At 69.3% G+C, this 23,031-nt stretch carries 21 protein-coding genes; 18 read left to right on the forward strand and 3 right to left on the reverse strand.

Annotated elements, in window-relative coordinates; translation table 11 throughout:
• The first annotated feature begins 164 nt into the window (after positions 1-164).
• The 3 genes from GA0115254_RS29890 to thrS all read left to right on the forward strand — a co-directional run bounded on the left by GA0115254_RS29890 (position 165) and on the right by thrS (position 4,129).
• The gene (locus GA0115254_RS29890) at positions 165-731 is read left to right on the forward strand and encodes a DUF4365 domain-containing protein (protein ID WP_093898393.1); all 567 of its coding nucleotides are present in this window, start codon (positions 165-167) and stop codon (positions 729-731) included.
• A complete protein-coding gene (locus tag GA0115254_RS29895; RefSeq protein WP_256102851.1) occupies positions 731-2,005 on the forward strand; it encodes a hypothetical protein in 1,275 nt (424 codons plus the stop codon). The genes GA0115254_RS29890 and GA0115254_RS29895 overlap by 1 nt, the downstream gene beginning before the upstream one ends.
• A 138-nt stretch (positions 2,006-2,143) precedes the next feature.
• Positions 2,144-4,129: a threonine--tRNA ligase gene (thrS, locus tag GA0115254_RS29900; protein WP_093898394.1), complete on the forward strand. Its 1,986-nt coding sequence runs from the start codon at positions 2,144-2,146 to the stop codon at positions 4,127-4,129.
• A 29-nt stretch (positions 4,130-4,158) separates the two neighbouring features.
• On the opposite strand, the gene GA0115254_RS29905 is transcribed toward thrS, so the two are convergent.
• Positions 4,159-4,836: a potassium channel family protein gene (locus GA0115254_RS29905; protein WP_093898395.1), complete on the reverse strand. Its 678-nt coding sequence runs from the start codon at positions 4,834-4,836 to the stop codon at positions 4,159-4,161.
• Between the two features lie 66 nt (positions 4,837-4,902).
• Between GA0115254_RS29905 and GA0115254_RS29910 the strand changes: the two genes are divergently transcribed.
• The gene (locus tag GA0115254_RS29910; protein ID WP_093898396.1) at positions 4,903-5,463 is read left to right on the forward strand and encodes an HIT family protein; all 561 of its coding nucleotides are present in this window, start codon (positions 4,903-4,905) and stop codon (positions 5,461-5,463) included.
• 58 nt (positions 5,464-5,521) lie between these two features.
• On the opposite strand, the gene GA0115254_RS29915 is transcribed toward GA0115254_RS29910, so the two are convergent.
• Both GA0115254_RS29915 and GA0115254_RS29920 read right to left on the reverse strand, forming a co-directional pair.
• Positions 5,522-7,192: a hypothetical protein gene (locus GA0115254_RS29915; RefSeq protein ID WP_093898397.1), complete on the reverse strand. Its 1,671-nt coding sequence runs from the start codon at positions 7,190-7,192 to the stop codon at positions 5,522-5,524.
• A gap of 147 nt (positions 7,193-7,339) precedes the next feature.
• Entirely contained in the window at positions 7,340-9,565 is a 2,226-nt protein-coding gene (locus GA0115254_RS29920; protein ID WP_093898398.1) for an elongation factor G-like protein EF-G2, read from the reverse strand.
• A 267-nt stretch (positions 9,566-9,832) separates the two neighbouring features.
• Between GA0115254_RS29920 and pgsA the strand changes: the two genes are divergently transcribed.
• The 14 genes from pgsA to GA0115254_RS29990 all read left to right on the forward strand — a co-directional run bounded on the left by pgsA (position 9,833) and on the right by GA0115254_RS29990 (position 22,504).
• Complete coding sequence (gene pgsA, locus GA0115254_RS29925) at positions 9,833-10,507, forward strand: phosphatidylinositol phosphate synthase (protein WP_093898399.1); 675 nt, start codon at positions 9,833-9,835, stop codon at positions 10,505-10,507.
• On the forward strand, positions 10,504-11,439 hold the full coding sequence (locus GA0115254_RS29930; RefSeq protein ID WP_093898400.1) for a phosphatidylinositol mannoside acyltransferase: 936 nt from the start codon (positions 10,504-10,506) through the stop codon (positions 11,437-11,439). Before pgsA ends, GA0115254_RS29930 begins: the two co-directional genes overlap by 4 nt.
• Positions 11,436-12,644, forward strand: coding sequence for a glycosyltransferase family 4 protein (locus tag GA0115254_RS29935; protein ID WP_093898401.1), 1,209 nt, complete (start codon positions 11,436-11,438; stop codon positions 12,642-12,644). Before GA0115254_RS29930 ends, GA0115254_RS29935 begins: the two co-directional genes overlap by 4 nt.
• Positions 12,645-12,843: 199 nt before the next feature.
• Positions 12,844-13,341 (forward strand): hypothetical protein, encoded by a 498-nt coding sequence (locus tag GA0115254_RS29940; protein ID WP_176740353.1) that lies wholly within the window; start codon positions 12,844-12,846, stop codon positions 13,339-13,341.
• A 165-nt stretch (positions 13,342-13,506) separates the two neighbouring features.
• Positions 13,507-14,427, forward strand: a complete 921-nt coding sequence (pdxS, locus tag GA0115254_RS29945) for a pyridoxal 5'-phosphate synthase lyase subunit PdxS (protein WP_093898403.1) — start codon at positions 13,507-13,509, stop codon at positions 14,425-14,427.
• Between the two features lie 6 nt (positions 14,428-14,433).
• A complete protein-coding gene (gene pdxT / locus GA0115254_RS29950) occupies positions 14,434-15,027 on the forward strand; it encodes a pyridoxal 5'-phosphate synthase glutaminase subunit PdxT (RefSeq protein WP_093898404.1) in 594 nt (197 codons plus the stop codon).
• 61 nt (positions 15,028-15,088) lie between these two features.
• Complete coding sequence (locus GA0115254_RS29955; RefSeq protein ID WP_093898405.1) at positions 15,089-15,841, forward strand: YebC/PmpR family DNA-binding transcriptional regulator; 753 nt, start codon at positions 15,089-15,091, stop codon at positions 15,839-15,841.
• A 123-nt stretch (positions 15,842-15,964) separates the two neighbouring features.
• Positions 15,965-16,540 carry a crossover junction endodeoxyribonuclease RuvC gene (gene ruvC, locus GA0115254_RS29960; RefSeq protein WP_093898406.1) on the forward strand — a complete coding sequence of 192 codons (576 nt, stop codon included), beginning with the start codon at positions 15,965-15,967 and terminating at the stop codon, positions 16,538-16,540.
• Positions 16,537-17,163: a Holliday junction branch migration protein RuvA gene (ruvA, locus tag GA0115254_RS29965; RefSeq protein WP_093898407.1), complete on the forward strand. Its 627-nt coding sequence runs from the start codon at positions 16,537-16,539 to the stop codon at positions 17,161-17,163. Before ruvC ends, ruvA begins: the two co-directional genes overlap by 4 nt.
• Positions 17,164-17,244: 81 nt before the next feature.
• Entirely contained in the window at positions 17,245-18,306 is a 1,062-nt protein-coding gene (ruvB, locus tag GA0115254_RS29970; protein WP_093898408.1) for a Holliday junction branch migration DNA helicase RuvB, read from the forward strand.
• Between the two features lie 164 nt (positions 18,307-18,470).
• Positions 18,471-18,962, forward strand: coding sequence for a preprotein translocase subunit YajC (yajC, locus tag GA0115254_RS29975; RefSeq protein WP_093898409.1), 492 nt, complete (start codon positions 18,471-18,473; stop codon positions 18,960-18,962).
• Between the two features lie 146 nt (positions 18,963-19,108).
• Positions 19,109-20,845 (forward strand): protein translocase subunit SecD, encoded by a 1,737-nt coding sequence (gene secD, locus GA0115254_RS29980; protein ID WP_093898410.1) that lies wholly within the window; start codon positions 19,109-19,111, stop codon positions 20,843-20,845.
• A 1-nt stretch (position 20,846) separates the two neighbouring features.
• Positions 20,847-21,956 (forward strand): protein translocase subunit SecF, encoded by a 1,110-nt coding sequence (secF, locus tag GA0115254_RS29985; RefSeq protein WP_093898411.1) that lies wholly within the window; start codon positions 20,847-20,849, stop codon positions 21,954-21,956.
• Complete coding sequence (locus tag GA0115254_RS29990) at positions 21,953-22,504, forward strand: adenine phosphoribosyltransferase (protein ID WP_093898412.1); 552 nt, start codon at positions 21,953-21,955, stop codon at positions 22,502-22,504. The genes secF and GA0115254_RS29990 overlap by 4 nt, the downstream gene beginning before the upstream one ends.
• Positions 22,505-23,031: the final 527 nt, after the last annotated feature.

Raw genomic sequence — 23,031 nt, forward strand, 5'->3', positions numbered from 1 at the left:
ATGGTGTGATTCCCCTGCCCGGTTCGGTGATACCCGCACCCTTTGCCTGATACGCCGTTTGCGGGCCGCCCTGTGCGGTGACAACACAGGTGACGGGAAAGGAAGTTGTCCGTCACCCCTGCAACGAAGAACCGATCGGCACAGCCGGGAAGGCACACGCAGCCATGGCGCTCGCGCAGCCCGAACCGAGCGGGCTGCTGCCCCAGCGGATCGCACCGCTGCGCGGCACACTCGCCACCACCGCCTGCATGGAGACCCTCCAGGTGGGCTACTTGCACGCCGTCGCGGCCGCGGCGGGGTGCTCCCTGTCACAGCCCTTCCCCGACAACGGCATCGACTGGCACGTCAGCCACGGCGCCCCCGGTCACACCGTGGACGACGAAGTGACCATAAAGGTGCAGCTCAAATGCACCTACCAGATCCCGCCGCACCCGGCCGGACCGACGTTCTCCTTCACGCTCGACAACGCACATCTCGTGAAGCTCGCCCGGACGCCCGTGTCGGTGCACAAGATCCTGGTCGTGATGATCGTGCCGCGCAGCCAGGACGACTGGCTGCGCGCCGGACACGACCGGCTCGACCTGCGGCACTGCTGTTACTGGACCAACCTGGCCGGCCACGCGGTGACGGGCCGGCACAGGACCACTGTGCGGATCCCGACCTCGCGCATATTCGACGACCGGGCGCTCTGCGAGATCATGACCCGCGTAGGGGCGGGAGGGAGACCCTGATGCACCGGCCGATGGACGAGTCCGTCAACGAAGCGATCCCGTCAGCGACACGTCCGCACCCCAGTGAATCCGCGGGACCGTGGCCCATCGCTCCCGAGCCGTTCGGAAACATCCCCGACCCCGCCCGTATCGACCCCGCGGTCCTCGGTGTCCTGCTCGACCGGCACGGCTGGCACCGCCGCGGCGGTGCGGCAGGACGCTACAGCCGCTGGACCCCGCCCGGACCACCGGCCCCGCCCGGCGGCGGTACGAGCCTCCTCGTCCCCGACACCACCGCCTTCCCCGACAGCGAGGACCTCCTCGGCGAGGCGCTGACCGCGCTCGCCCGCAGCGCCGCCCCCTCCGCCCGTGAAGTCCTGGTCTCCCTCGCCGTACCCAGCGACGAGATCCGCTGGTGGCGCGAGGTCCCCGAACCGGTCGCCGGAGCGGCCGGGGCCGCCAGCTGGACGGGGGCGGAGCAGCTGCACACCGCCGCCCGGCAGATCCTGCTCGCCGGGGCGCTCGCCGTACGAGGGCGCGCCGGCTACCACGGCGCACGTCACCGCCGCAGGGCCCTGGCAGCCCTCGAAGGCATCCTCGTCGGGCCCGCGCCCGGCGGTCGCGATCTCACCGCCTTCGTCCCCGCCGAAGCGGGCCGTGCCGTCGCCGTACGGCTCTACCACGCCCTGCACGCCACCCGCGAGGCAGTGGACTACCAGCGGGCCACCGGTGGCTTCGAAGCCTTCGACACCGCTGTCGAGGCAGGTGTCAGCCGGGAACTCACCGAGGCCGTCATCGCACTGGTCCGGGGCTCGGAAGGGGCCGGGATCGCCCTGGAATGGGCGCCCGCCGCCGGGACCCCCGAGGGCTGCCCGGCCCGCCCCGAACCGGTGGAGTTCTCCCCGGGCGACCTGCCCGCCCTGCGCCGGGCGGGCGCCCGCTACCTCCAGGACGAACCCGCCGTGACGGTGCGGATCACCGGCGTCGTCGTCCGGCTGCGCCGCTCGGCACCGCGTGGCGCCGGGATCGTACGGCTGCGGGTGCTGGCCGGCGCCGAGGTGCCGCACGTACGGCTGGAGCTGGACGAGGAGGCGTACCGCATCGCCGGCCACGCCCACCTGGTGGGGCTGCCGATCCGGGTGGAGGGCAGGCTGGAGAGTCGCGGCGGCTTCCGGCGGCTGACCCGGACCTCGCAGGTCGTGCCCGTGCAGGTGGACGAGGCGGAACGGGACCGGCTGATGAAGTCGCTCCAGGAGAACGTCGACTATTTCGAGGAGGCGTGCACCGGCGAATGAGGGGCGCAGGGGGCGGGCCGCGGGCAAGAGGCGGCCCTTCGCGCTCAACCGTTTCGCAGAGGGGGCCCACGGCTCGGTACGATTCGTATCGCACGTGCACCACGAATGCGTGCGTACCCCCTGAGTCAGGAGAGACCGGTGTCAGACGTCCGTGTGATCATCCAACGCGATTCCGAGCGGGAAGAGCGCGTGGTGACGACGGGCACTACGGCAGCCGAGCTCTTCCCCGGCGAGCGCACCGTTGTCGCCGCCCGGGTCGCCGGTGAGCTGAAGGACCTCGCGTACGTCGTCGCCGACGGCGAGGTGGTCGAGCCCGTCGAGATCTCCTCCGAGGACGGCCTCAACATCCTCCGGCACTCCACCGCGCACGTCATGGCGCAGGCCGTGCAGGAGATTTTCCCCGAGGCCAAGCTGGGCATCGGTCCGCCGGTCAAGGACGGTTTCTACTACGACTTCGACGTCGAGAAGCCGTTCACTCCCGAGGACCTGAAGGCCATCGAGAAGAAGATGCAGGAGATCCAGAAGCGGGGGCAGAGGTTCTCCCGCCGGGTCGTGACGGACGAGGCGGCCCGCGAGGAGCTGGCCGGCGAGCCGTACAAGCTGGAGCTCATCGGTATCAAGGGCTCCGACTCCGTCGAGAACGCCGGCGACGGCGCGGATGTCGAGGTGGGCGGCGGCGAGCTGACCATCTACGACAACCTCGACCCGAAGACCGGCGACCTGTGCTGGAAGGACCTGTGCCGCGGTCCGCACCTGCCCACGACCCGGAACATCCCGGCGTTCAAGCTGATGCGGAATGCTGCGGCGTACTGGCGGGGCAGCGAGAAGAACCCCATGCTGCAGCGCATCTACGGCACGGCGTGGCCCACCAAGGACGAGCTCAAGGCGCACCTGGAGTTCCTGGAGGAGGCCGCCAAGCGCGACCACCGCAAGCTCGGCAACGAGCTGGACCTCTTCTCCTTCCCGGACGAGATCGGCCCCGGTCTCGCGGTCTTCCACCCCAAGGGCGGCATCATCCGCCGCGCCATGGAGGACTACTCGCGCCGACGTCACGAGGAGGAGGGCTACGAGTTCGTCTACTCGCCGCACGCCACCAAGGGCAAGCTCTTCGAGAAGTCCGGTCACCTGGACTGGTACGCCGAGGGCATGTACCCGCCCATGCAGCTCGACGACGGGGTGGACTACTACCTCAAGCCGATGAACTGCCCGATGCACAACCTGATCTTCGATGCGCGTGGGCGTTCCTATCGTGAACTGCCGCTGCGTCTCTTCGAGTTCGGCACTGTGTACCGCTACGAGAAGTCGGGTGTGGTACACGGCCTGACCCGCTCGCGCGGCTTCACGCAGGACGACGCGCACATCTACTGCACCAAGGAGCAGATGGCGGAGGAGCTCGACCGGACGCTCACCTTCGTCCTGAACCTGCTGCGCGACTACGGTCTGACCGACTTCTACCTGGAGCTCTCCACCAAGGACCCGGAGAAGTTCGTCGGCTCGGACGAGGTCTGGGAAGAGGCCACCGAGACGCTGCGCCAGGTCGCCGAGAAGCAGGGGCTGCCCCTGGTCCCGGACCCGGGCGGCGCCGCGTTCTACGGCCCGAAGATCTCGGTGCAGTGCAAGGACGCCATCGGCCGCACCTGGCAGATGTCGACCGTGCAGCTCGACTTCAACCTGCCGGAGCGCTTCGACCTGGAGTACACCGGTCCCGACGGCACCAAGCAGCGCCCGGTCATGATCCACCGCGCCCTGTTCGGTTCCATCGAGCGCTTCTTCGCGGTACTTCTCGAGCACTACGCGGGTGCGTTCCCGGTGTGGCTGGCCCCGGTCCAGGCGGTCGGCATCCCGATCGGCGACGCGCACATCCCGTACCTCCAGGAGTTCGCGGCCAAGGCCCGGAAGAAGGGCCTGCGGGTCGAGGTGGACGCCTCGTCCGACCGGATGCAGAAGAAGATCCGGAACCAGCAGAAGGCCAAGGTGCCCTTCATGATCATCGCGGGCGATGAGGACATGGCCAACGGCGCGGTTTCCTTCCGCTACCGCGACGGATCGCAGGAGAACGGCGTCCCCGTCGAGGACGCTATCGCCAAGATCAAGAAGGCCGTCGAGGACCGCGTTCAGGTCTGACGGGTACGAAGTGAGAGGCCCCCGGGGAGCTACCTGCCGCCCGGGGGCCTCTTCTCGTCCTCCCGCCTGAACACCTGCAACAGCCACGACGAGAACGAACCCGTCACTGCCCCGAGCAGCGCCAGCCCACAGGCCATCAGGCCCGACGCCACGACTCGTCCGCCTGCTGTGACCGGCACCGTATCCCCGTACCCCACCGTCGTGAGCGTCTCGCACGCCCACCACACCGCGTCGCCGAAGGTGCGGATCGAAGCTCCCTTCGCCGCGTGCTCCTGGTGGTAGACGGCGAGCGATGCGGAGAAGCCGAGTAGCAGGGAGGTCGTACCGGCATATGCGATCACGCGGACGTACAGGCTCAGCCGTGCCCTCTCCCTGCGCTGCTGGACCGCGCTGTAGACCCGGATCAGGCGCAGCGGCCGCAGCAGGGGAAGCAGCAGGACGACCGTGTCCAGCCAGTGCACCCGCACGAAGCGGTGGCCGAGGCCGCTGAGGCGGAGTCGGACGACGTAGTCCGCGGCGAAGACCAGCCAGGTGGCGCCGACCAGGGCGAGGGCGAGGCTGTGCCAGGGCTCGGCGCCGTGGGGGGCGAGGACGCGGACCGCGTATCCGAGCAGGAAGAGTAGCGAGGCGCCGAAGAGCGGCACCTCTGTGCGCTGCTCCCAGCGCCTGAAACGAAGAGGGGTGGAGTCCGCGGGCTGGTCGCTCATCGCCTCAGCATCGCCGTGCGCCGACGGGTCCGGCCCCGGCGACACGCTGCCCGGGAGCGAAGCAATATGCTGATCGGCATGACGAGTGAGCCGGAGCAGCAGATCGGAGTGGGAACGCCCGACGCGTTCCAGCGCCTGTGGACACCCCACCGGATGGCGTATATCCAGGGCGAGAACAAGCCGACCGGTCCGGAGGCCGGCGACGGCTGTCCGTTCTGTGCGATCCCGGCCAAATCGGATGAGGACGGACTCGTCGTCGCGCGCGGCGAGAAAGTATACGCCGTGCTGAATCTGTATCCGTACAACGGCGGCCATCTGATGGTGGTGCCATACCGGCATGTCGCCGACTACACGGAGCTGGACGGTCCGGAGACCATGGAGCTGGCCGATTTCACCAAGCGGGCGATGGCGGCTCTGCGGGCGGCGTCGGGTGCCCACGGGTTCAATATCGGTATGAACCAGGGCTCGGTGGCGGGGGCCGGTATCGCGGCCCATCTGCATCAGCATCTGGTGCCGCGCTGGGGCGGTGACACCAACTTCATGCCGGTGGTCGGGCATACGAAGGTGCTGCCACAGTTGCTGGCCGATACGCGCAAGATGCTTGCCGACGCCTGGCCGGCGGCCTGATCGGAGCTGTTGCCTCTGCGCGGGCGCCCCGGTTTTTGCCGGGGCGCCCTGTGCATGTCTATGCGTCGTACAGGTCGGCCTTGCGCGGGGTCGGGTCCTGCACCAGTCCGCTCAGTATCATCGAGCGGTTGTCGAAGCGTTCGGTGTCGACGCCGTTTTCCTCCAGGACTCGTAGGGCGGCGCTGTGCACGGCGCGCAGAACGGGGGTGGCGGCGCGCATCGCGTCGTCGGCCATGAAGCGGTGGCGCCATGGCTTCTCGGCCCAGGCGTGGCGCAGGCCGAACGGTTCGGGCAGGGCGATCTTGCCGCCCAGGTAGTCGAGGAGCGGCGGGTACCAGGTGAAGGGGGCGCGCAGGGCGAGGCGGACGACTTCACGGGGTTCGACCAGTGCGAGAGTGATGTCGCGGGTCTCCCAGAAGCGGACGGTCTTGTTGACCGTCTTGGTCCTGGCCGCCGGCTTGCTGGTGAAGAGCGAGTGGACCGGGCCGAGTGCGTGTCCGGTGACTTCGATGCGCAGGGTTTCGTAGAGCACCGTGACCGTGATCATCATCGTGATGACCAACTGGCCGTCCCAGAGGGTGAACTGGACGCCCAGATAGTGCCGGTCGCCGCCGCCGAACTGCTGGTGGTTGCAGATCCGCTGTATTTCGTGCGGCTTGACCTGGAAGGTGGCGACGTCCTCGCCGTCGGGCCTGGAGACCGCGTCGGCGTTCTCGCCGACGGGTGACACGATCCAGTGGGTGACCGACGGGGTGGGAAATCCTCCGGTGTTCAGCGGGCCGCGCTCCAGCACCTTGAGCTGGTCGTGGATGACCCGTATCAGGTCCCAGCTGCGGAACTGGTGGAACTCCTTGCCGGGTTCCTTGGCGACGAGCTGTTCGGCGAGCTGCCAGCTGCCCCAGCGGGTTCCCATGCCGAGGATTCCCTTGGGGCCCGCGTAGAAGACCGAGTTGGACTGCTGCTCGGCGGAGAGCTTCTCCAGGCCCTGGCGGAGCGCCTCGCGGGAGGTCTCGTTCGGGTTCTTGGGTACGGCCTCGGGGATCTTGGCGATCACGCCGCCGCCGGAGAGCAGTCCTTCCCAGCGGGCGCGCATGTCCTTGGCGGAGGACTCGGCGATCCGTTTGGCGATGAGCCAGCCGATGACGGGAGCGACGATCATCGCCCGTACGTAGAGTGCGGGAATCCCGGTGAGCGGCAGCTTGATCAGGAAGAACAGGGCCACGATGCCGATGACCGGGAGCAGCGCGTTGCCCAGGGCGGCGAGGGCCTTGTCCTTGGTGTTGCCGAGCGAGTCGCGCAGCCGGAAGGCGATGACCCACAGGAGCATTCCGGGCAGGAAGAGAAAGCCGAACAGGGCGGTGACGGCGGTCAGTTTGGTGTCGCGTGCCCTGCGCAGGCGGGTCGCGGACAGGCAGTGCTCGACGACGGTCTGCGGGTCGGTGCCGAAGGACTGGATGAGGGCCTTCCGGGCGCCGCCCAGCATGCGTTCCTGGACGGCGCGGGAAAATGCCTCGCCGAGGTTGGGCTTGAAGTAGTCGGACTTGAAGAGCTTGGAACGGCCCGCCTTCACTTCGGACTTGTGCCACTCGCTGTTGGCTTCAAGGATCTTCTCCACCGGGCTGTCGCGGTACGCGGCGGAGGCGAGGGCGTTCGTCGCCACCGCCTGTGAGCCCGCGCCCTGGAGCGGGATCTGCGCTCCGGGAGAGAAATCGAATCCGTCGTTGGCCACTGTCGCCCCCACTCGCCGCCAAGGAACTGCTCCTGCGGCTGTTTCCCAACTGCCGTGCCCGGCACACCTTCTGAGCTGGGACCACAGCGTATCGTCCGGATCAATTCGCCGCCCGCCTCTGTGGACAAGGGCGGGCGGCACAGTCGATTACGCGTCATTCGGGTTGTTCTCCTGCTGCTCGCGGATGCGTTCCGCGAGCTGTGGGGGCATGGCTTCGTGCCGGGCGTACGCCCGGTCGAAGCGACCGGCGCCATGGGACAGGGAACGCAGGTCGATCGCGTACCGGCCGATTTCCAGCTCCGGGACCTCGGCCCGTACGAGGGTGCGTCCGGGGCCGGACTGCTCGGTACCGATCACCCTGCCGCGCCGCCCGGACAGATCGCTCATCACCGGGCCGACGTAGTCGTCGGGGACCAGGACCTGGATCTCGACGACGGGTTCGAGGAGCTGGATACGGGTGTCCGCGGCGGCTTCGCGCAGGGCTAGTGCGCCCGCGGTCTGGAACGCGGCGTCGGAGGAGTCCACCGAGTGGGACTTCCCGTCCCGCAGGGTGATGCGTACGTCGACGAGCGGATGTCCGGCGGCGACTCCTCGGGCGGCCTGGGCGCGCACGCCCTTCTCGACGGACGGGATGAACTGGCGCGGGACCGCTCCGCCGACCACCTTGTCGACGAACTCGATGCCCGACCCCGGTGGCAGCGGCTCCACGTCGATCTCGCAGATGGCGTACTGGCCGTGGCCGCCGGACTGTTTCACATGCCTGCCGCGCCCGGTCGACGGGCCGGCGAAGGTCTCGCGCAGCGACACCTTGTGCGGTATGGCGTCGACCTGCACGCCGTAGCGGCTGCGCAGCCGGTCCAGCGCCACATCCTGATGGGCCTCGCCGAGGCACCACAGGACCACCTGGTGGGTGTCCTGGTTCTGTTCGAGGCGCATGGTCGGGTCCTCGGCGACCAGCCGGGAGAGCCCCTGGGAGAGCTTGTCCTCGTCCGCCTTGCTGTGTGCCTCGATGGCGAGCGGCAGCAGCGGGTCCGGTGTGGTCCAGGGGTCCATCAGCAGCGGCTGGTCCTTGGCCGAGAGGGTGTCCCCGGTCTCGGCACTGCCCAGTTTGGCGACGCAGGCCAGATCTCCGGCGATGCAGGCGGTGAGGGGGCGCTGTTGTTTGCCGAAGGGGGAGGAGAGCGCGCCGACGCGCACCTCCGCCTCGTGGAAGGGGCGTGTCTCGTGGCAGGGATCGTTGAGGCCGTGGCCGAAGACGTGGACGGTTTCGTCGGGGCGAAGGGTGCCGGAGAAGACGCGTACGAGCGAGACCCGGCCGACGTACGGGTCGGAGGCCGTCTTGACGACCTCGGCGACGAGTGGGCCGCGCGGGTCGCAGGTCAGGACCGGTCGCGGCGCCCCATGAAGGGGAGTGACTTCGGGGAGGGGGCGCTCCAGCGGGGTGGGGAAGCCGCCGGTGATCAGGTCCAGGAGCTCGACGGTGCCGATGCCCTGACGGGCACCTTCGGTGGCGGGGGCCGCAGTGAGGACGGGGTGGAAGGCGCCTCGGGCCACGGCGCGCTCCAGGTCGTCGATGAGTGTCTTGATGTCGATCTCGCCGCCGCCGAGGTAGCGGTCCATCAGGGTCTCGTCCTCGCTCTCGGCGATGATCCCCTCGATGAGCCGGTTCCGGGCCTCCCGGAGCGTGGTCCGCTGGGCGTCGGCGGGCGGGTTCTCCTGCCGGTCGCCCGAGGAGTAGTCGAAGATCCGCTGGGTGAGGAGTCCGGTGAGGCCGGTGAGCGGAGCGTGCCCGTCCGGGCCCTCGGGGCCGTGCACCGGCAGGTAGAGCGGGAGTACGGCGTCGGGGTCGTCGCCGCCGAAGATCTTGCCGCAGATCCGGGTCATCTCGTCGAACGAGGTGCGTGCCGTGTCGAGATGCGTGACGACTATGGCGCGTGGCATGCCGACGGCGGCGCACTCCTCCCACACGGCGCGGGTGGCGCCCGCCACGGCGTCGGCCTCCTGGGCCGCGGACACAACGAACAGGGCCGCGTCCGCTGCCCGCAGACCGGCCCTGAGTTCCCCGACGAAATCGGCGTATCCGGGAGTGTCCAGCAGATTGATCTTGTACCCGCCCCATTCGACGGGGACGAGCGAGAGCTGTACGGAGCGTTGCTGGCGGTGTTCGATCTCGTCGTAGTCGGAGACCGTGGCGCCGTCCTCGACCCGCCCGGCCCGGTTGACCGCGCCCGCGGTCAGCGCGAGGGCCTCGACGAGGGTGGTCTTGCCGGAGCCGCTGTGGCCGACCAGCACCACATTCCGTACGGATGAGGGCTGGTCGGCCGTCGCTGCCCTGCCGGCGGCCCCGGTGTGTGCGTGTGCCTTGTCGCCCATGATGCGTGCCTCCCAGATAGTGGCGCGGAGCGGGAAGAAAAGCCGGCGCGGTGTGGGGAGAAGGGTGCACGGGCACGGGGAGCCGCCGCGGCGGCTACGGCGACGCCCGCGGTAATTCGAGCTTTCCACTCAGGTCAGGTTGCGTCCATACGTCGTGCACCGCGGCGCGATGCCGGGTGCCCGGACGGTGGAGTCCGGCGGGCGTGACTACGATGGGCCAGCCGGTGGCCGTAGGGGCTGCTCGGCCCACCGACCCTCGGGAAGGCCATGCTGAACAAGTACGCGCGTGCATTTTTTACGCGTGTCCTCACACCGTTCGCCGCACTGTTGCTCCGTCTCGGCGTGAGCCCTGACGCGGTCACTCTGATCGGTACGGCCGGAGTGATGGCAGGTGCGCTGGTCTTCTTCCCGATGGGGGAGTTCTTCTGGGGCACGATCGTCATCACGATCTTCGTCTTCTCCGACCTCGTCGACGGCAATATGGCCCGGCAGGCCGGTATCTCCAGCCGCTGGGGCGCGTTCCTGGACTCGACCCTGGACCGGGTCGCCGACGGGGCGATCTTCGGCGGGTTCGCGCTCTGGTACGCGGGCAACGGCGACGACAACGTCATGTGCGCGGTCGCGATCTTCTGCCTGGCGAGCGGCCAGGTGGTCTCGTACACGAAGGCGCGCGGCGAGTCGATCGGGCTGCCGGTCGCGGTCAACGGTCTCGTGGAGCGTGCCGAGCGGCTGGTCATCTCGCTGGTCGCGGCGGGATTGTCCGGTCTCCACAAGTTCGGTGTTCCGGGGATCCAGATCCTGCTGCCGATCGCACTGTGGATCGTCGCCGTGGGCAGCCTGGTGACTCTTGTGCAGCGGGTCGTGACGGTGCGCCGCGAGTCCGCGGAGGCCGACGCGGCCGAGGCCGCTGCCGCGGACCGGGGGAGCGGGGCCGCACAGTGAGCGGCGCACCGGGTGACACGCAGTCCGGCCTGCGGAACCGGCTGACCGACGGGCTGTACGGGCTCGGCTGGACCGCCGTCAAGAAGCTCCCCGAACCGGTCGCCCGGGCACTCTTCCGCTGCATCGCCGATCAGGCGTGGAAACGGCGGGGCAAGAGCGTGCTGCGGCTGGAGTCGAATCTGGCACGGGTCGTGCCCGGGGCTTCCCCGGCCCGGCTCGCCGCGCTCTCCAAGGCCGGGATGCGCTCGTACATGCGCTACTGGATGGAGTCGTTCCGGCTGCCCACCTGGAGTCCGGCGCGGATCAAGGCGTCCATAGACGTGACGGACGCACACCGGCTGACCGACGGGCTGGAAACCGGCCGCGGTGTCATCCTCGCCCTGCCGCACCTGGGGAACTGGGACCTGGCCGGGGCCTGGGTCACCACCGATCTCAAGGTGCCCTTCACCACGGTCGCCGAGCGGCTCAAGCCCGAGACGCTGTACGACCGGTTCGTGGCCTACCGCGAGGGGCTCGGCATGGAGGTCCTGCCGCACAGTGGCGGCGCCGCCTTCGGCACCCTGGCGCGGCGGCTGCGCGCGGGCGGCCTGGTCTGTCTGGTCGCCGACCGTGATCTGTCGGCGTCCGGCGTCGAGGTGACATTCTTCGGCGACGCCGCACGCATGCCCGCCGGGCCGGCGCTGCTGGCCCAGCAGACCGGGGCGCTGCTGCTGCCGGTGACGCTCTCGTACGACGACACGCCCGTGATGAAGGCGCGTATCCATCCGCCGGTCGAGGTGCCCGAGTCAGGCAGCCGTACGGAGAAGACGTCCTCCATGACACAGGCGCTGGCCGATGCCTTCGCCGTCGGAATCGCCGAGCATCCGGAGGACTGGCACATGCTGCAACGGCTCTGGCTGGCCGACCTGGAGAACCGGGAGGGCCGGCCGTGAAGATCGGCATCGTATGCCCGTACTCCTGGGACGTGCCGGGCGGTGTGCAGTTCCACATCAGGGACCTGGCCGAGCACCTGATCCGGCTGGGGCATCAGGTGTCGGTGCTGGCGCCCGCCGACGACGAGACACCGCTGCCGCCGTACGTGGTCTCGGCGGGCCGGGCGGTGCCCGTCCCGTACAACGGCTCCGTGGCCCGGCTGAACTTCGGCTTCCTCTCGGCCGCCCGGGTGCGCCGCTGGCTGCACGACGGCACCTTCGACGTGATCCACATCCATGAGCCGACCTCGCCGTCGCTGGGGCTGCTCGCCTGCTGGGCGGCGCAGGGGCCGATCGTCGCCACGTTCCACACCTCCAACCCGCGCTCCCGGGCCATGATCGCCGCCTACCCGATCCTGCAGCCCGCGCTGGAGAAGATCAGCGCGCGCATCGCGGTGAGCGAGTACGCACGCAGGACCCTGGTCGAGCATCTGGGCGGCGACGCGGTCGTCATCCCGAACGGGGTCGATGTCGGCTTCTTCGCCGGGGCCGAGCCCAAGGCCGAGTGGCAGTCACAGGGGGCGCGAAGCTCGGTCGAGGGCGGTGGTGGGAGACCGGAGGGCGGCACGATCGGCTTCATCGGGCGTATCGACGAGCCCCGCAAGGGCCTGCCCGTCCTGATGAGGGCGCTGCCCGCGATCCTTGCCGCACGTCCGGACACCAGGCTGCTGGTGGCGGGCCGGGGCGACGAGGAGGAGGCCGTCGCCTCGCTGCCGGAGGAGATGCGCGGGCGCGTCGAATTCCTCGGCATGGTGAGCGACGAGGACAAGGCGCGCCTGCTGCGCAGCGTCGATGTGTACGTCGCGCCCAATACGGGCGGCGAGAGCTTCGGGATCATCCTGGTCGAGGCGATGTCGGCCGGTGCGCCGGTCCTGGCCAGCGATCTGGACGCGTTCGCGCAGGTCCTGGACCTGGGCGCGGCGGGCGAACTCTTCGCCAACGAGGACGCGGACGCACTGGCGTCGGCGGCGATCCGGCTGCTCGGCGACCCGGGGAGGCGTACGGAGCTGCGTGAACGGGGAACCGCGCATGTGCGGCGTTTCGACTGGTCGACGGTCGGGGCGGACATCCTCGCGGTGTACGAGACGGTGACGGACGGCGCGGCGTCGGTGGCGGCCGACGAACGCACGGGCCTGCGCGCACGCCTCGGACTGGCACGGGACTAGGGCCCCTGGTTCGAGCCCGTCCGGCGATGGCGGGCCGGGGCCAGGGGCAGCATCCCCGGCGGCGGTCGAGCCCGCCCCGCACCCGCACCCGCTTCCGCGCCCAGGACCGGACGGCCACACCGCCTGCGCCCCGACGGTAGCCTTGCCGCCCGTGATCGAAACCCTCATCTGGATCGCCGTCGCGATCGTCGCGATCGGTATGTACCTCAGCTGGACCGCCGGGCGGCTGGACCGGCTGCACACACGTATCGACGCCGCCCGCGCCGCCCTCGACGCGCAGCTCCTGCGCCGCGCCTCGGTCACCCAGGAACTGGCGACATCGGGTGTCCTCGACCCGGCCGCGTCCATCGTGCTGTACGAGGCCGCGCACGCCGCCCGCCAGGCGGAGGAGGAGAACCGCGAGGTCGCGGAGAGCGAACTGAGCACCGCGCTGAGGGCGGTGTTCGGTGAAACGGCGCAGGTGGAGTCCGTGAAGGAGATCCCCGGCGGCGAGGAGGCGGCGTTCGAACTCGCCGCGGCCGTGCGCCGAGTCCCCATGGCCCGGCGTTTCCACAACGATGCGGTGCGCGCCGCGCGTGCGCTGCGCCGGCACCGTACGGTGCGGTGGTTCCGGCTGGCGGGGCACGCCCCGTTCCCGCTCGCGTTCGAGATGGACGACGAACCGCCTGTCGCCCTGGCGGACCGCCCCGTCAGCTGACCCGGCGGCCACGCTTGTGCGTGACCGGGATCACAACCCACTTCGTACACGCGCAAAACGATCCACCGGCCTCCCATTGGCCCTTGCTGTGGACTGGTTCCGGAGAGTTTGCTCAGCACTGCAACCAGCGCTTTCAGTATCTTTTTCTCCGAGTGAGGTCGATCCGTGTCCACGCTTCCCACCACCCCGCAGTCCGCCGACTCCCCGGCCACCGGCACCGCTCGCGTCAAGCGCGGCATGGCCGAGCAGCTCAAGGGCGGCGTGATCATGGACGTCGTCAATGCCGAGCAGGCGAAGATCGCCGAGGACGCGGGCGCCGTGGCCGTCATGGCCCTGGAGCGGGTGCCGGCCGACATCCGCAAGGACGGCGGCGTGGCCCGGATGTCGGACCCGAACATGATCGAGGAGATCATCGAGGCCGTCTCCATCCCGGTGATGGCGAAGTCGCGCATCGGACACTTCGTCGAGGCCCAGGTCCTGCAGTCCCTCGGTGTCGACTACATCGACGAGTCCGAGGTCCTCACCCCGGCCGACGAGGTAAACCACAGCGACAAGTTCGCCTTCACCACCCCGTTCGTCTGTGGCGCCACCAACCTCGGTGAGGCCCTGCGCCGCATCGCCGAGGGTGCGGCCATGATCCGTTCGAAGGGCGAGGCCGGCACCGGAAACGTCGTCGAGGCGGTCCGTCACCTGCGTCAGATCAAGAACGAGATCGCCCGGCTGCGCGGCTACGACAACAACGAGCTGTACGCCGCCGCGAAGGAGCTCCGCGCCCCGTACGAGCTGGTCAAGGAGGTCGCCGAGCTCGGCAAGCTGCCCGTCGTGCTGTTCTCCGCGGGCGGTGTCGCCACCCCCGCCGATGCCGCGCTGATGCGCCAGCTCGGCGCCGAGGGCGTCTTCGTGGGCTCCGGCATCTTCAAGTCCGGCGACCCGGCCAAGCGCGCCGCCGCCATCGTGAAGGCCACCACCTTCTACGACGACCCGAAGATCATCGCGGATGCCTCCCGGAACCTGGGCGAGGCCATGGTCGGCATCAACTGCGACACGCTGCCCGAGGCCGAGCGCTACGCCAACCGTGGCTGGTAATCACTGATGAGCGAAACCCCTGTGATCGGAGTCCTGGCTCTCCAGGGCGACGTACGGGAACACCTGATCGCCCTGGCCTCGGCGGATGCCGTGGCCAGGCCGGTCCGGCGTCCCGAGGAACTCGCCGAGGTCGACGGCCTGGTCATTCCCGGTGGGGAGTCCACCACGATGTCCAAGCTGGCGTCCCTGTTCGGCATGCTGGAACCGCTGCGCGAGCGGGTACGGGACGGGATGCCGGTCTACGGCACCTGTGCCGGAATGATTCTGCTCGCCGACAAGATCCTCGACCCGCGCTCGGGCCAGGAGACGGTCGGCGGGATCGACATGATCGTGCGCCGCAACGCCTTCGGACGGCAGAACGAATCCTTCGAGGCGGCCGTGGAGGTCGCCGGTATCGAGGGCGGCCCCGTCGAGGGCGTGTTCATCCGCGCCCCGTGGGTGGAATCGGTCGGCGCGCAGGCCAAGGTGGTGGCGGAACACGGTGGTCACATCGTCGCCGTACGTCAGGGAAACGCCCTGGCGACGTCTTTCCACCCGGAACTGACCGGGGACCACAGGGTTCACGCGTTGTTCGTGGACATGGTGCGCGCAGTCGGCTGACTCGATCCCGGTAGGATCTCTCGGGTTCGGATCGAATTTGGTGACGCGAAGGAGAAGGCAGATGTCCGGCCACTCTAAATGGGCTACGACGAAGCACAAGAAGGCCGTGATTGATGCCAAGCGCGGCAAGCTCTTCGCAAAGCTGATCAAGAACATCGAGGTCGCGGCCCGCACCGGCGGTGTGGACCCCGAGGGAAACCCGACCCTCGTGGACGCGATCCAGAAGGCGAAGAAGAGCTCCGTACCGAACAAGAACATCGACTCCGCAGTCAAGCGCGGTGGCGGTCTCGAAGCGGGCGGCGTCGACTATCAGACGATCATGTACGAGGGTTACGGCCCGAACGGTGTCGCGGTGCTCATCGAGTGCCTCACCGACAACCGCAACCGTGCCGCATCCGACGTGCGTGTCGCGATGACCCGCAACGGTGGTTCGATGGCAGACCCCGGTTCGGTCTCGTACCTCTTCAACCGCAAGGGTGTCGTCATCGTCCCCAAGGGCGGGCTGACCGAGGACGACGTCCTGGGTGCCGTGCTCGACGCGGGCGCCGAGGAGGTCAACGACCTCGGTGACACCTACGAGGTCGTCAGCGAGGCCACCGACATGGTCGCGGTCCGTACCGCGCTCCAGCAGGCCGGCATCGACTACGACTCCGCCGAGGCCGACTTCCTGCCCACCATGCAGGTCGAGCTGGACGAGGAGGGCGCGCGCAAGATCTTCAAGCTGATCGACGCGCTGGAGGACAGCGACGACGTGCAGAACGTCTTCGCCAATTTCGATGTCCCGGACGAGGTCATGGAGAAGGTCGACGCCTGAGCCACGCTCAGCACAGCCTTCACGGACGGGCCGACGGGGACACACCCTGTCGGCCCGTCGCATTGTCAGTGCGAGCCGATAGCCTGCGGGAACAGTTGACCGATCGGTACGGAGGGGCCTCCCATGCGGGTACTCGGCGTCGACCCGGGGCTGACCCGGTGCGGTGTCGGCGTCGTCGAAGGCGTCGCCGGCCGGCCCCTGACGATGCTCGGCGTCGGAGTCGTCCGCACCGCGGCCGATGCGGAGCTCGGTCACCGGCTGGTGGCCATCGAGCGCGGCATCGAGGAATGGCTCGACGAGCACCGGCCCGAATTCGTCGCCGTGGAGCGGGTGTTCAGCCAGCACAACGTCCGTACGGTGATGGGCACCGCCCAGGCCAGTGCGGTCGCCATGCTCTGCGCATCCCGGCGCGGCATACCGGTCGCCCTGCACACCCCCAGCGAGGTCAAGGCGGCCGTCACCGGAAGCGGCCGTGCCGACAAGGCGCAGGTCGGAGCCATGGTCACCCGGCTGCTGCGGCTCGATGCCCCGCCGAAACCAGCCGACGCGGCCGACGCACTCGCGCTCGCCATCTGCCACATCTGGCGAGCCCCTGCCGTCAACCGCCTCCAGCAGGCACACGCGGCTGCCGCCGCCGCTGCCCGTACCGCACATGCTCCCCGTACACCTACAGTTCCCGTCCGGAAGGTCCCCCGATGATCGCCTTCGTCAGTGGCCCCGTGGCCGCGCTCGCCCCGACCACGGCCGTGATCGAGGTCGGCGGCATCGGCATGGCCGTCCAGTGCACCCCGAACACCCTCGCCGGCCTCCGGGTCGGCAAGGAGGCCAGGCTGGCCACCTCCCTCGTCGTACGGGAGGATTCGCTCACCCTCTACGGCTTCGCCGACGACGACGAGCGGCAGGTCTTCGAGCTGCTCCAGACCGCCAGCGGGGTCGGACCGCGGCTCGCCCAGGCCATGCTCGCCACGCACAGTCCGGACGCCCTGCGGATCGCGGTCGCCGGCGGCGACGAGAAGGCGCTCACCGCCGTCTCCGGCATCGGCAAGAAGGGCGCACAGAAACTCCTCCTCGAACTGAAGGACAGACTCGGCGAGCCCGTAGGCGCCCACATCGGCCGACAGGGCATCGGCACCGCCGTCACCTCCTCCTGGCGCGATCAGCTGCAGGCGGCCCTGATCGGTCTCGGCTACGCCACCCGCGAGGCCGACGAAGCGGTCACCGCTGTCGCCCCGCAGGCCGAGGCGGCCCTGGCCGAGGGTGGACAGGCCCCCGTGCCGCAGCTGCTGCGCGCCGCGCTGCAGACCCTCAACCGCGCGCGCTGACCGGAGCGCGTCACCCCGGGGGAGACCCCGACCGGGCCGGGCACCGCACGGCACCGAAACACCCGAGGCGGGACAGACTGAATGAACTGGGACGAGACCGGACCCGATACCGACGAGCGGCTCGTCGACGCCGACGCGGACGGCGAGGACACCGCGGTCGAAGCGGCGCTGCGGCCGAAGGACCTCGACGAATTCGTCGGTCAGGAAAAGGTGCGCGAACAGCTCGACCTGGTCCTCAAGGCGGCCAGGGCCCGCGGCGCCACCGCCGACCATGTCCTGCTCTCCGGCGCCCCCGGTCTCGGCAAGACCACCCTATCCATGATCATCGCGGCCGAGATGGGCGCCCCGATCCGGATCACCTCGGGCCCCGCCATCCAGCATGCGGGTGATCTCGCCGCGATTCTCTCCTCACTCCAGGAGGGCGAAGTTCTCTTCCTGGACGAGATCCACCGCATGTCGCGGCCCGCCGAAGAGATGCTCTACATGGCGATGGAGGACTTCCGCGTCGATGTCATCGTCGGCAAGGGCCCCGGAGCCACCGCCATCCCGCTGGAACTGCCGCCCTTCACGCTGGTCGGTGCCACCACCAGGGCCGGACTGCTGCCGCCCCCGCTGCGTGACCGTTTCGGCTTCACCGGCCATATGGAGTTCTACGCCCCCACCGAACTGGAACGCGTCATCCACCGCTCCGCGCGCCTCCTCGACGTGGCGATAGACGCGGGGGGCGCCTCCGAGATCGCCGGACGTTCCCGCGGCACCCCCCGTATCGCCAACCGGCTGTTGCGCCGTGTCCGGGATTACGCCCAGGTCAAGGCCGACGGACGGATCGACCGTTCCGTCGCCGCCGTCGCCCTCGGGGTGTACGAGGTCGACGCGCGTGGCCTCGACCGGCTGGACCGGGCGGTGCTCGGTGCCCTGCTGAAGCTCTTCGGCGGCGGCCCCGTCGGACTGTCCACCCTGGCCGTGGCCGTGGGCGAGGAGCGCGAGACGGTCGAGGAGGTCGCGGAGCCCTTCCTGGTACGGGAAGGACTGCTGGCCAGGACGCCGAGGGGGCGTGTCGCGACACCCGCGGCCTGGGCCCATCTCGGCCTCGTACCTCCCCAGCACGGCGGAAAGGGACAACCGGGCCTGTTCGGGGCGTGATGCATCACAGGTTCACCCGGACAGGAACCACCGAGCGGCGCCGGGCGTTGTTCCATCGATGCGGACTCGCTTAGACTCCGCCGATGCCGCCCGTACAGGTCGGTGTACCCACCCCCGTAGATCAGGCCGCCTTCCAGCGCGGTCGTGCGAAGGAAACTCGTCCCGTGAATCCCGTGACTCTCCTCCCCTTCATCGTGCTCATCGGGGCCATGTTCCTGATGACGCGGTCCGCCAAGAAGAAGCAGGCGGCCGCTGCCCAGATGCGCAATGAGATGCAGCCCGGCACCGGCATCCGGACGATCGGGGGCATGTACGCCACCGTCAAGGAGCTTCACGACGACACCGTTCTCCTTGAGATCGCGCCCGGCGTCCACGCCATCTACGCCAAGAACGCCATCGGCGCCGTCCTGGACGATGCGGAGTACAACCGCATCGTCCACGGCGACGGCGATGACGCCCTCGACATCGACGGCGCGGTCGTGCCGGACGACGCCTCCTCGCTGACCGAGGCCGAGCCCGACGCCGACGAGGACTCCTCGGACGACGCCAAGATCGACCTGGGCAAGAAGGCCGAGGCCGACGACGCCGAGCCGAAGGACGCCGAGTCCGACAAGAAGTCCGAGGGCAAGACCGACGGCGAGGCCGACGCGAAGTAACCCACGAACCGGGGATGCTGTGAGCCCACAGGCATCCGGCACTCCCCGGACCGTGCGGTCTTCTGCGGGGGCGGGTCCCCACTACACTTCGTGGCCGCTCGGGCGCGTACCCGGCGCGGGGCGGTTGGACAGGGAGAAACGAGAAGGTGGCAGCACCGAAGAAGAGCCGAGGGCCGGCCGGCGGTCAGGGCAGGCCGGGGCGTTCCCTGGCTCTGATCCTGATCGCCATGGTCGCGCTCACCGGCGGGATGTTCCTGGCCGATCAGCCGACCCCACGACTGGGCATCGACCTGGCGGGCGGCACGTCCATCACGCTTGAGGCGAAGAGCGAGCCGGGCCAGGAATCGGCGATCAACAAGACCAACATGGACACGGCGGTCCAGATCATGGAGCGCCGTGTCAATGGTCTGGGCGTCTCCGAGGCCGAAGTCCAGACACAGGGCGATCGCAACATCATCGTCAACATCCCCAAGGGCACGAATTCAGCCCAGGCCCGTGAGCAGGTCGGCACCACAGCCAAGCTCTACTTCCGGCCGGTGCTGACCGTCGCCCAGGGCACGCCCACCCCGGCGCCCAGCGCCTCGTCGTCCGGCAAGCCCAGCCCGAGCGCCTCGACGTCGGACAAGGGGAAGGCGTCGACGACGCCGAGCGCCGGCGCCTCCACGCAGGGCCGCGCGGTCACCGACGGCCTCAAGACCGACACCACGCCGAGCCCCAAGGCGAGTGGATCCGCCGACGCCACGGCGTCGCCCTCCGCATCCGCTCCCTCCGCCGCGGACGAGGCGGCCGCCGCCAAGCTGCAGAAGCAGTTCGCGGACCTCGACTGCTCCAGCAAGGCTTCCCGCGCCGAGGCCGCACGGGGCGCCAAGCCCACCGACACGGTCGTGGCGTGCAGCTCCGAGGGCGACGCCAAGTACGTCCTCGGTCCGGCCGAGGTGTCCGGCACCGAGGTCGACAACGCCAAGGCCGGCTTCGACCAGCAGCGCGGCATGTGGATCGTCAACATGGAGTTCACCAAGAAGGGCTCCAAGGAATTCCAGACGATCACCAAGAAGCTCTCCGCGCAGCAGTCCCCGCAGAACCAGTTCGCCATCGCCCTGGACGGCGAGGTCGTCTCCGCGCCCCAGGTGAACACGACGCTCAGCGGCAGCGCCGAGATCTCCGGCAGCTTCACCCAGCAGTCCGCCGAAGACCTGGCCAATGTGCTCTCCTACGGTGCGCTCCCGCTCTCCTTCAAGGAGGCGAGCGTCACCACCGTCACCGCCGCGCTCGGTGGTGAGCAGCTCAAGGCCGGTCTGATCGCAGGCGCCATCGGCCTGGCCCTGGTCGTCATCTACCTGGTGGCCTACTACCGCGGACTGGCCCTCATCGCGCTCCTGAGCCTGATGGCCTCCGGCATCCTGACCTACACGATCATGTCGCTGCTCGGCCCGGCCATCGGCTTCGCGCTGAACCTCCCGGCGGTCTGCGGAGCCATCGTGGCCATCGGCATCACCGCGGACTCCTTCATCGTGTACTTCGAGAGAATCCGCGACGAGATCCGCGAGGGCCGTACGCTCCGTCCGGCCGTCGAGCGCGCCTGGCCGCGTGCCCGGCGCACCATTCTGGTCTCCGACTTCGTGTCGTTCCTCGCCGCCGCGGTGCTCTTCGTCGTCACTGTCGGCAAGGTCCAGGGCTTCGCCTTCACGCTGGGTCTCACCACCCTGCTCGACGTGGTTGTGGTGTTCCTCTTCACCAAGCCCGTCATGACGCTGATGGCCCGCAGGAAGTTCTTCTCCAGCGGTCACCCGTGGTCCGGTCTGGACCCGAAGCGGCTCGGCGCCAAGCCGCCGCTGCGCCGCTCGCGCCGTGTCAATGCCCCCACTGACCCGAAGGAGGCGTGAGATGTCGCGACTCGGCAGTCTCGGCGCCCGTCTCTACCGCGGCGAGGTCGGTTACGACTTCATCGGCAAGCGCAAGATCTGGTACGGGATCTCGATCCTGATCACCATCACGGCCATCGTCGGCCTGGCGGTCAGCGGCCTGAACATGGGCATCGAGTTCAAGGGCGGCGCGGTCTTCACCACCCCGAAGACAAGCGTCAGCGTCTCCCAGGCGGAGGACCTGGCGACGGAGGCATCCGGTCACCAGGCGATCGTCCAGAAGCTCGGCAACGGCGGTCTGCGCATTCAGATCACCGAGGTCGACACTGCGAAGTCCGACCAGATCAAGGACCGGCTCTCCAAGGACCTCGACGTCCCGACGGAGAAGATCGCCGCCGACCTGGTCGGCCCCAGCTGGGGTGAGCAGATCGCCAACAAGGCCTGGACGGGCCTCGGCATCTTCATGGTCCTCGTGGTGATCTACCTGGCCATCGCCTTCGAGTGGCGCATGGCCATCGCGGCCCTGGTCGCGCTGATCCACGACATCACCATCACGGTCGGCATCTACGCCCTGGTCGGCTTCGAGGTCACCCCGGGCACCGTGATCGGTCTGCTGACCATCCTCGGTTACTCCCTCTACGACACGGTCGTCGTCTTCGACAGCCTCAGGGAGAGCACGGGGGACATCACCAAGCAGACCCGCTGGACGTACAGCGAGATCGCCAACCGTTCGATCAACGGCACGCTGGTCCGTTCCATCAACACCACCGTCGTGGCCCTGCTCCCCGTCGCTGGTCTGCTCTTCATCGGTGGTGGCGTCCTCGGCGCCGGCATGCTGAACGACATCTCGCTGTCGCTGTTCGTCGGTCTCGCGGCCGGTGCGTACTCCTCGATCTTCATTGCCACCCCGCTCGTCGCCGACCTCAAGGAACGCGACCCGCAGATGAAGGCTCTGAAGAAGCGGGTCCTCGCCAAGCGTGCGGCAGCTGCCGCCAAGGGCGAGTCCGCCGAGGACAAGACGTCGGACGACGACTTCCCGGAGGACGCCGACCCCGCACCCGCCGCCGCGGTCGTCGGCCAGCGCCAGCAGCCCCCCAGGGGCCACGGCCGGACCTCGGGGAAGCGCCGATGACCAGCACCACCGAGAGCACGAGGGAACTCCTGCTCAGCCGGATCCGTGACGTGCCGGACTATCCGAAGCCGGGCGTGATGTTCAAGGACATCACCCCGCTGCTCGCGGACCCGCCGGCGTTCGCGGCCCTCACCGAAACCCTCGCGGAGCTGTGCGTCCGGCACGGCGCCACGAAGGTCGCGGGTCTGGAGGCCCGCGGCTTCATCCTGGCCGCGCCGGTCGCGGTCCGGGCGGGGATGGGATTCATTCCCGTACGCAAGGCGGGGAAGCTCCCCAGGGCCACACTGCGGCAGGCGTACGACCTGGAGTACGGCACCGCGGAGATCGAGCTCCACGCAGAGGACCTGCGCGCCGACGACCGGATCATGGTCATCGACGACGTCCTCGCCACGGGTGGCACCGCTGAGGCGTCGCTGGAACTCATTCGCCGGGCCGGTGCCCAGGTCGCGGGCGTCGCGGTCCTCATGGAGCTCGCGTTCCTCGCCGGCCGGGCCCGTCTGGAGCCCGCCTTGGCGGGCGCGCCGCTCGAGGCGCTCAGCCAGGTCTGAGTACCCACAGCCGCGCAACGGGTGCCCCAGGGATTTTCCTGGGGCACCCGTTGCGCGTGACGCGATTTCACGCGAGATCGCCCCGGGGGCCGGCTTCTCCCTCTGTCCTTCGCGGCCGTCGCCGTGGCGGGGCGCGCTCCTGCGGTGGGACCGAACTGCGGCGTGATCCTCCCCGGTTCCGGGCGCGCACGTCCCGAGCAGCGCCTGCGCGCCGCCCACTGAAGGTTCTGATCACTGTCCGACCAGCAGTCGGACCGTACGTGGCAAGGGGTCATGCGCGAAGGACGGGCGCCCGGGAACAACCGGATGCCCGTCCCGCGTTGTGGAGGGGTCTCACGGTCCCCGGGGGAGGACCGGCCACAGGGTCGATACGATGGCCTTTCCGGGTATCCGGATCCGCATGAGGAGCGCTCTTGCCAGACGAGGCCCAGCCAGTCGCCGCCCCGCAGCCCGACAAGCCGGTGGCGGCCCCAGTCGCGCCCGGAAAGAATCAGGCCGCGGAGAAGCCGAACGCCCCCGGCCCCAGA

This window comes from Streptomyces sp. Ncost-T10-10d, from assembly GCF_900091955.1.
Lineage (GTDB): Bacteria > Actinomycetota > Actinomycetes > Streptomycetales > Streptomycetaceae > Streptomyces.